The organism is Streptomyces sp. NPDC001156, from assembly GCF_053598275.1.
Genome location: NZ_JBSFJX010000308.1, coordinates 1 through 7,371, shown reverse-complemented (window position 1 = coordinate 7,371; position 7,371 = coordinate 1). Strand labels below are relative to the sequence as shown.

Genomic DNA, 7,371 nt, shown 5'->3' with positions numbered 1-7,371 from the left:
CGGCTCGCATCCGGTGGCCCAGTCCAGCCGGGTGGTCCCACTGGGGCCCAGGAGGTGGAGCAGCTGCACGTCCATGTCGGTGGGGTAGCGCAGGGCCGCGGCGAGCGTGACGGCCTGCCGGGCCTGAGCCTCGGCCAGCGCCCGGCTGAGCGCGCCTGCGGGCGCCGGGTAGGCGGCCAGGAGCCAGCGGGCGGAGGCGGCTATGACGGATGTCAGGTCGGTGGGCACGGCGATCGGTCCCTTTGGAGCGTGCTCGCCCTGCCCGGCTGAACGGTCCCGCGAGCTGTTTCACGGAGCAGCGCTGCCCCGCTCGTGGCGGCCCAGTGTAGGCGGCCGCCCCGGACAGGCTGCATGACCCGCGTCACCCTCCGTCCAGCTGGGCACCGGGGCCGGACAAGACACGTGCGGTCCGGACCCGGTACCCGGCCGGCTGCTGCCCGGCGGGGCGGAGAAGGGCCAGTCAGGACTTGCCGCGACCGGTGACGAAGTCACGGGCTCGGTCGACCAGACCGGCGCCCGGCGCAAGGAGCTTGTTCGCGGGCGGAGTGTCGGGGGCGGCAGGGTGCGGGCGGGTCGGGGCGATGGTCTTGGCCCGCCGGACCTTCTCCCCGAGATCGCCGAGCATCTCGGAGGAACAGGCCTGGCGCAGCATCGGGAACAGATTGTTCTCCTCGTCCTCGACGTGGGCGGCTACCTCCTCCATGAGCTGCTGCAGCAGCGGGCTCATCTCGGCATCGTCGGCGTTCGTCTTCTCCAGCTGCTTGAGAAGCTTCTCGATACGGCTGTGGTCCCGGAGCTCCTTGTCCGCGATCCGGTCGCCGCCCTCGACGTGCTCGCGCACCGCCGGGTACAGGTACTGCTCCTCGGCAACGGAGTGCCGCACCAGTTCGATGGTGACCTCGTCCACGAGATCACGCAGCTCCTGACCTTCGCCGGTCATGGACTGGATCCGGCCGAAGATCTCTTCGACCTCCCGGTGGTCGGCCATCAATTCCTCGATCACATTCCCGCCATGCCCCATCGTGCATCCACCTCTCGCTCGTCCTGTCAGGGCCGGTCTGTCCCGCCCTGCAGACACTGATCCCCGCACCGGAAGGCCCTGTGGGGCCCAGCCCGCTCGCCTCACTGGAACGGACGCCAACCTGGCCATCACCAACGCCGCTGCGACAGCCTGGTCAGGTACAGCAGGAGAACCGCCGTGCCATGAGAGCAGTTCTCCTTTTCCACAGGCACCGCCGCCGGTCCCCCCGGTCCGTCGCCAAACACGCCCTCACGGGCACGGCGCCACCGCTGACTCTTTCAGCGTGACCAGGAGGGCCAGCGAATGCAGCCGCCCTCGCCGGCGAGATGAATCTTGGAAGTCAGACCGTTCGGGGCCGTCCGAGTCGCTCGTCGGGCGGTGATGCCGGAGCGTCGTGCCTTCTTCGGGATCCACGGCTTGGGCTTGTGGGCGCCCGCCGCGTGCTGAAAGGGCGGAGATCAGTTCAGTCTGCGGGCCAGTTCCTCGCGTATGTCTGCCGCGAGGTTGCCGGTCACACCCAAAGTGACGGCCAGCTCGGCCACGTGCCGTAGGTTGGTGTTGGTGCACATGGACGTCTCGCGGAGCAAGTCCCAGGCGTCAGCCGGTGTCATGCGTCCCACGGCGACAATGACGCCGATCGCCTCGTCGATCACGGCGTGGGAATGCACCGCACGCTCGAGCTGGGCAACCTTGGTCTCTAGCTGCTGGATCTCGTCGGCAGGGCGGCTTTCCGGTTCCTGAACCGCACCAGGGAGCTCGTGCGAGGGGATGTCCACCTTGCCTCCGAGGTAAGGGGGCTCCGCATTCCTGGTATGTATGTCCGACCTGTACCAGTTACGTCGGTTCTCCTTTCACCCTCACGCTGAAAGCCGCTGGGGGGCAACAGCAACACCACCTACGCTTCTGCCGCTCCGTGACAGATGTGGCCGCACTTCGCTGAATCGCCTGTGATTACGCAGTAGGGGGCAGAATGCGAATGACAGTCGGCGGGCTACCGCCAAGCGTCGGGTGATCGAACCTCATGGCTCCGGACCTGGTGGAGTCGGCCGCGGACCTGACGAGGTGCTGTCCGGGCCTGCGAATGAGTGCACGCCCAGCGCACGTGGGAGCGGGCGGGGGTAGCGCAGACACTGCTCTCACGTGACAAGGCCGCCGCCCCTCACCGGTCGACAGGCGGTCCGTCACCCGTCGCCGCGACCTGAGGATCCCGATTTGCGGGAGAGAAAGCCTGGTAGCGGGCCAGCGCTCGGCGTAGTTCGATCAATTCGGTGTCCGGCAGGGCGCTGCCTTGAGCGAACTTCAACACATTCTCGGCAACGATTCGCAGCTTGGTGTTGGTGCGCTGCGAGACGTCCCGCAGGGCTCGCCATGCGTCTTCGGGGGGAATCTGCCCCAGGACCACCAGTGCGCCGATGGCCTGGTCGACGGCCGCGTGCGAGGACACGGCGCGCTCGAGTTGCTCATTTTCCGCCTGGAGTCGGTCGTGCTCCATAGCGAGGTCGGTGGCGGACAGTAGTTCTAGGGGGCGGTGCCTGGAGACTGCGAAGAACGCCATGAGATCAACCCGTCGAAGGGGGCGGGGCCTCCATGCGCCTACCCCGCATGCAACGGAAATAGTTGCCCCCAGGCAACACACCAGCCTTCGAGTCGCGCTGCCTCCAGTACCCACGGGTGCAGCCTTAATTACATGTATGCCTTTTTGACCTCTTTGGTCTATTTCGTGGACTTCGTAACTGACGGAGCGGTTGATTATTCGTTGCCTCCGGCAGGAGGTCAGCTATGGGTCATTGGGTCTACACGTTCTCCGGGTGCCCTGACACGGGGTGCTACCAGCAGATCGCCAACGAGGTGGAACCAGGCGAGGTCATGGTGCTTGAACGCGTCGGCAGCCCAGGCGTCGTGGATGGGTTCGTACGAGAGAGCGTCGACGACGTGATGATGGTGACCCACTTCCGGTGGGTAGCCAGCGGAGACCCCTCGACGGTGACTCCGGAGCTGCTGCGGGCCTGCGGCCTTTCCCCGTCCCCCGAAGGACGCCGACATTGACGTGCCGGCGGGAGTTCCTCAGCACACCGACATTGAACTCCCACTGGTCGCCGAACAGATCCAGGAGTTCACCCGAGGCGCTGACTTCTCCGATCCGGGCCGCGCCCGCTTCCGCACGGCCCTGGCCTACCGCACCCCAGTCAAGCCAGCCTCGTTTCCCACACCGATGCGGCGGGCTCGCCCGGCCCCGCCCAGCAGTCCGGCCCCCCACCCTGGCGCGGCCAGACTTCCGGACCACCACCGTGCCACTCGATCAGGTCACACGTCGGCGACGTCCAGCTCGTCCCCGCCCACCAGACAGGAATGTTGGAGGAACACCGTCAAGTCGTGCAGCGAATACGCCGTGCCCAGGATCTCGTCGTCAACGCGTACGCGGCGGCCGCCAGATTCGCAGGGCGCCCCTACGATCACGCAATGCTCGGCCATGAGCTCAGCCTCTCCCCGTCGAACCTCGACCGCATTCCGAGGCGTGATCTGAGGCACGAGGGGAACTGTGATGCCTGCTGGCTGCGGGGAAAAGTTCGTGGAACCCCGGGAGGATGTGGTGGCGCGGGATCGGATGAGGCTGGCCGACGTTCTGGGCGCGGCGGAGAAGGCCGCGCCGGTGGCGTCCCTCGACGTGGTGGCGCGCAATCTGCGCGAGCGGTTCAGCGCGCGGTACGTGTCGTTCCTGTTCGTCGACATCGTCGGCCGGAAGGTGGTGCGGGTCAGCGAGGAAGCAGACTCCCAGCGAGGGCGCCGAGCCGATCAAGTACCTCTGGCAGGCAGCGTCTACGACGAAGTCCTGCGTACCCAGAGCTTGGTGCAGGCGCCGGATGGCGAGCGGGGCCATCGGGTGTTGGCCCCGGTCACCAACCGCGGCGACACCATCGGCGTACTGGAGCTGTTCCTGCCCCAGGTGACGCAGGAGGTGCTGGAGCAGGTAGGGGAGGCTGCGCACGCGCTGGCATACATCCTCGTCACCGACCGCCGTTTCACCGACCTCTACCACTGGGGTCAGCGCACCGTGCCGGTGACCCTGGCCGCCGAGATTCAGCGCCAGCTCCTGCCCACAGCCCCCTCCTGCGAAGCCGCCGAGTTCGCCCTCGCCGCAACCCTGATCCCGGCCGACAACTGCGCCGGCGACACCTACGACTACACCCTCGACCACGACACTCTGCATCTGTCCATTTCCGACGCCATGGGCCACGACGTCGAGGCCGCCCTCATGGCCACCCTCCTGGTCAACGCCTCCCGCCGCGCCCGCCGCGCCGGAGCGGACCTGGCCGAACAGGCCAACCAGATCCACAAGGCCCTCCGCGAACACGGCCGCAGCACTTTCGCCACCGGCCAGCTGCTGCGCATCGCCCTGGACGGCACCTGCACACAGGCCGTGAATGCCGGACACCCCTGGCCACTGCGCCTGCGTGACGGAACGGTCGACGATGTAGGTCTAAATGTCGACCTGCCCTTCGGCTTCGCTTCGCCCGCCCCCCACCGAGTGCAGGAGCTCGATCTGCGGGTCGGCGACCGCCTCGTGCTCTACACCGACGGCATGCAGGAGCGCCAGGCGGAAACGGTCGACCTGGCCGGTCTCATCCACGACACCGCCACCGAGCACCCCCGGGAGGTCGTACGTGCCCTGACCTCCGCGGTCACCCACGCCTGCAACGGGCATCTCCCCGACGACGCCACCGTCATCTGCCTCGACTGGCACGGCCCTCAGGCCGGAGGCCGCGATGCAAGGGCCGGTGCCGGCACCTGACCCGGCCGCGCCCCGCATCGCACCATCACTTCTACGCGTTTGCCGGGCGGTAAAGGGAGGGTCAAGGCAGATATTGGCTTGGCGTGGAGCGGGTCGGCGTGAGCAGAAGGCATGCCAGGACAGGTGAGACGGAGGACGGCATGGACTGGCGCATGTTCGCGCAGCAGATGGCCATCATGGGGCGGGACCTGCTGGCCCAGAAGTCGGTCACTGCCACCCTGGAGCGGATCACCCACTCGGCCATCGAACTGGTGGAGGGCTGTGAGGCGGCTGGCATCCTGATCCTGCACGGTAAGCAGGTGCAGAGTCTCGCCCCCACGGACGAGTTCGTCAGCGTCAGCGACCAGCTCCAAGCGCGTCTCGGCGAAGGCCCCTGCTTCGACGCTGCCCGCAGCCACGAAGGCGAGCGGGTCTTCCGGATTGCCGACCTCACCCAAAAGCAGCAACGCTGGCCTGCCTACGCCCCCAAGGCCCGTGAACTGGGCGTGGGCAGCATGATGGGGTTCCTCCTGTTCACCGAAGACGAAGACCTCGGTGCGCTCAACCTGTACTCCCGCGGTCCGGGCGCATTCAGCGAGGCCAGTGAGATGGCCGGCTGGTTGCTGGCCTCGCACGCCGCGATCGCCTTCTCCAGCGCCCGCACCGATGCACAGATGCACGAGACCGTCACCACCCGCCACGTCATTGGCGAAGCCATGGGCATCCTCATGGGCGGCCATCACCTCACCGAGGAGCAGGCCTTCGACGTACTGCGCCGCTACTCCCAGGAAAACAACGTCAAACTCCGTGAGGTCGCGCGTCGCGTCTGCGAACAAGGCGGCTTGTGAGCCCGTCGAGCTTGGCCACGCTCGCTTTCGAGTTCTGTTCCTGCCAGTCAGGACAGCGTTCGGCCTTGTCCACGCTCGTTCACCACCGCGCTCGAGTCGGCAGGCTCGTACGCCCGTGAACGGCTCCGGCCACCGACGAATGAGACCAAAACGGAGACCACTTCCCGCGCGGTTTCACGGCACAGCTGGCTGGCGGCATTGTCAGTAGCCATCGCCCGGCTAGGGCGTGGGTGAAGCCTCAGTGAGAGACATCCACTGTCGGACGGTCTCCTGGTGGGAACCGGTCGCTGTGCCCCTGACCACTGCCTCCGCTTCGGCGATTGAGCACGGCGCTCCTGAGCGGGTCAGCAGGATGAGCGGCCACTTGGGGCCCGTGCCGGGCTCTTCTCCGTCGAAGGCAGCCCAGTCCCAGGGTCCGCTGAATCGCCATGCCCGTCCGGCGGCGTCGGCGACCTCGTCACCCGGCCGGAGAAACGCGTACGGCCGCATCAACAGCTCAAAGGTGAACGGCGTCCCGTCGCCCGGGTGAATGGTGTAACCCGTGCCGTCGAGATGGCTGCCGTCCGGAAACTCCCGGTAGGACAAGCCGCGGCGCAGCACGGCCACGGTCAGCCGGGGGCGCGGTAGCCAGCCCGTCTCCAGCGGAGGGTCGTGGTGATCAACAGCCGTCACGTGGACCACGGTCGGCGGCACTCCGACCCGGCAGACGTCCCCCGCTTTCAACTGCTCGGGCGGCGGGTCGGTCCGGAACAGCTCCGCCTCAACCTCCGACGGGACAGACCCGCCACTGTCCACGCCCAGGGCCACGATCCCGTTCCAGCGAACGAAATCGCTGTCGGTGTCGATGCGCCACCACGGCCACCGCACCGACACCTCGCTCCATGTCATGCCTTGTTCGACCCTGGTCGGTGTGAAGGGGCATGCGACCGACAGCACGTCACCGACCCGGAAGCCCCCCTCATACATCATCGGCCCAGCCTAGTGTGATGCGCCAGAAACGCTGAGTTTTAGTTCTGCGCGGTTGTGTCGGTGCTTGGCCTGACCTTGGCCAGGTAGTCGGCGAGGGAGTTGAGGATCTCGTTAGCGGTCTTGGTCCAGGTGAACGGCCTGGGGTCCTCGTTCCAGGTGGCGATCCACGCTTTGATGTCGTCTTCCAGCGCCTTGATGGAGGTGTGGACGCCGCGGCGGATGAGTTTGTCGGTCAGCAGCCCGAACCATGGCTCGACCTGATTGATCCAGGAGGTTCCGGTCGGGGTGAAGTGCACGTGGAACCTGGGGCGCCGGGCCAGCCAGGTCCTGATCTCGGGTGTGTTGTGGGTGGCGTAGTTGTCGCACACCAGGTGCACATCCAGTTCGGCGGGCACGGCCTTGTCTATCGTGATCAGGAATTTCTTGAACTCGATGGCCCGGTGACGGCGGTGCAGTTCGCCGATGACGGTGCCGTCGGCGATGTTGAAGGCAGCGAACAGGCTGGTGATGCCGTGCCGCAGGTAGTCGTGGGTGCGTCGCTCGGGCATCCCCGGCATCATCGGGAGCACCGGTTGGGACCGGTCCAGCGCCTGAATCTGTTGGGTCGGGGACGGGACGCCGTGCGGCCTTTCGGCCGTCGGTTTTCCCATCCCCGCCCGCCGAACCCGGCGTGCGGTTGGGTAGGCCGCCAGCGAGGTGCCTGTGACCAGGCCCTTTTCCGACGGCCCCCCACCGAACCGGGCATGCTCGCTTTCCGAGCACCA

8 protein-coding genes and 3 pseudogenes are annotated in these 7,371 nt (G+C 67.0%); 3 read left to right on the top strand and 8 right to left on the bottom strand.

Features of this window, described 5'->3' with window-relative positions:
* The 5 genes and pseudogenes from ACWDA7_RS48555 to ACWDA7_RS48535 form a co-directional block, all read right to left on the bottom strand.
* Positions 1 to 228 (bottom strand): annotated as a pseudogene (locus ACWDA7_RS48555) (hypothetical protein); the annotation flags it as partial.
* A 232-nt stretch (positions 229 to 460) separates the two neighbouring features.
* Positions 461 to 1,021, bottom strand: a complete 561-nt coding sequence (locus ACWDA7_RS48550) for a hemerythrin domain-containing protein (protein ID WP_450614068.1) — start codon at positions 1,019 to 1,021, stop codon at positions 461 to 463.
* A 305-nt stretch (positions 1,022 to 1,326) separates the two neighbouring features.
* Positions 1,327 to 1,467: pseudogene (locus ACWDA7_RS48545) on the bottom strand (IS5/IS1182 family transposase); the annotation flags it as partial.
* Positions 1,468 to 1,479: 12 nt separating this feature from the next.
* Positions 1,480 to 1,797: an ANTAR domain-containing protein gene (locus ACWDA7_RS48540; RefSeq protein ID WP_450614066.1), complete on the bottom strand. Its 318-nt coding sequence runs from the start codon at positions 1,795 to 1,797 to the stop codon at positions 1,480 to 1,482.
* 383 nt (positions 1,798 to 2,180) lie between these two features.
* A complete protein-coding gene (locus ACWDA7_RS48535; RefSeq protein ID WP_450614064.1) occupies positions 2,181 to 2,513 on the bottom strand; it encodes an ANTAR domain-containing protein in 333 nt (110 codons plus the stop codon).
* 287 nt (positions 2,514 to 2,800) lie between these two features.
* Here ACWDA7_RS48535 and ACWDA7_RS48530 point away from each other — a divergent pair, with 287 nt between their 5' ends.
* The gene (locus ACWDA7_RS48530; protein WP_450614063.1) at positions 2,801 to 3,067 is read left to right on the top strand and encodes a hypothetical protein; all 267 of its coding nucleotides are present in this window, start codon (positions 2,801 to 2,803) and stop codon (positions 3,065 to 3,067) included.
* A gap of 258 nt (positions 3,068 to 3,325) precedes the next feature.
* On the opposite strand, the gene ACWDA7_RS48525 is transcribed toward ACWDA7_RS48530, so the two are convergent.
* Positions 3,326 to 3,550, bottom strand: coding sequence for a hypothetical protein (locus tag ACWDA7_RS48525; protein ID WP_450614061.1), 225 nt, complete (start codon positions 3,548 to 3,550; stop codon positions 3,326 to 3,328).
* A gap of 76 nt (positions 3,551 to 3,626) precedes the next feature.
* Here ACWDA7_RS48525 and ACWDA7_RS48520 point away from each other — a divergent pair, with 76 nt between their 5' ends.
* Positions 3,627 to 4,811 carry a PP2C family protein-serine/threonine phosphatase gene (locus tag ACWDA7_RS48520; protein WP_450614070.1) on the top strand — a complete coding sequence of 395 codons (1,185 nt, stop codon included), beginning with the start codon at positions 3,627 to 3,629 and terminating at the stop codon, positions 4,809 to 4,811.
* A 140-nt stretch (positions 4,812 to 4,951) separates the two neighbouring features.
* Positions 4,952 to 5,638 carry a GAF and ANTAR domain-containing protein gene (locus ACWDA7_RS48515; RefSeq protein ID WP_450614059.1) on the top strand — a complete coding sequence of 229 codons (687 nt, stop codon included), beginning with the start codon at positions 4,952 to 4,954 and terminating at the stop codon, positions 5,636 to 5,638.
* 219 nt (positions 5,639 to 5,857) lie between these two features.
* On the opposite strand, the gene ACWDA7_RS48510 is transcribed toward ACWDA7_RS48515, so the two are convergent.
* Together ACWDA7_RS48510 and ACWDA7_RS48505 are read right to left on the bottom strand one after the other, a co-directional pair.
* Positions 5,858 to 6,607 (bottom strand): hypothetical protein, encoded by a 750-nt coding sequence (locus ACWDA7_RS48510; protein WP_450614057.1) that lies wholly within the window; start codon positions 6,605 to 6,607, stop codon positions 5,858 to 5,860.
* A 38-nt stretch (positions 6,608 to 6,645) separates the two neighbouring features.
* Positions 6,646 to 7,206, bottom strand: a pseudogene (locus ACWDA7_RS48505) (IS630 family transposase); the annotation flags it as partial.
* Positions 7,207 to 7,371 lie beyond the last annotated feature (165 nt).

Excerpts from the sequence above, each read along its gene's own strand:
- ACWDA7_RS48550 (WP_450614068.1), bottom strand. The coding sequence starts at position 1,021 with ATGGGGCATGGCGGGAATGTGATCGAGGAATTGATGGCCGACCACCGG.
- ACWDA7_RS48535 (WP_450614064.1), bottom strand. The coding sequence starts at position 2,513 with ATGGAGCACGACCGACTCCAGGCGGAAAATGAGCAACTCGAGCGCGCC.
- ACWDA7_RS48530 (WP_450614063.1), top strand. The coding sequence starts at position 2,801 with ATGGGTCATTGGGTCTACACGTTCTCCGGGTGCCCTGACACGGGGTGC.
- ACWDA7_RS48520 (WP_450614070.1), top strand. The coding sequence starts at position 3,627 with ATGAGGCTGGCCGACGTTCTGGGCGCGGCGGAGAAGGCCGCGCCGGTG.
- ACWDA7_RS48515 (WP_450614059.1), top strand. The coding sequence starts at position 4,952 with ATGGACTGGCGCATGTTCGCGCAGCAGATGGCCATCATGGGGCGGGAC.
- ACWDA7_RS48510 (WP_450614057.1), bottom strand. The coding sequence starts at position 6,607 with ATGATGTATGAGGGGGGCTTCCGGGTCGGTGACGTGCTGTCGGTCGCA.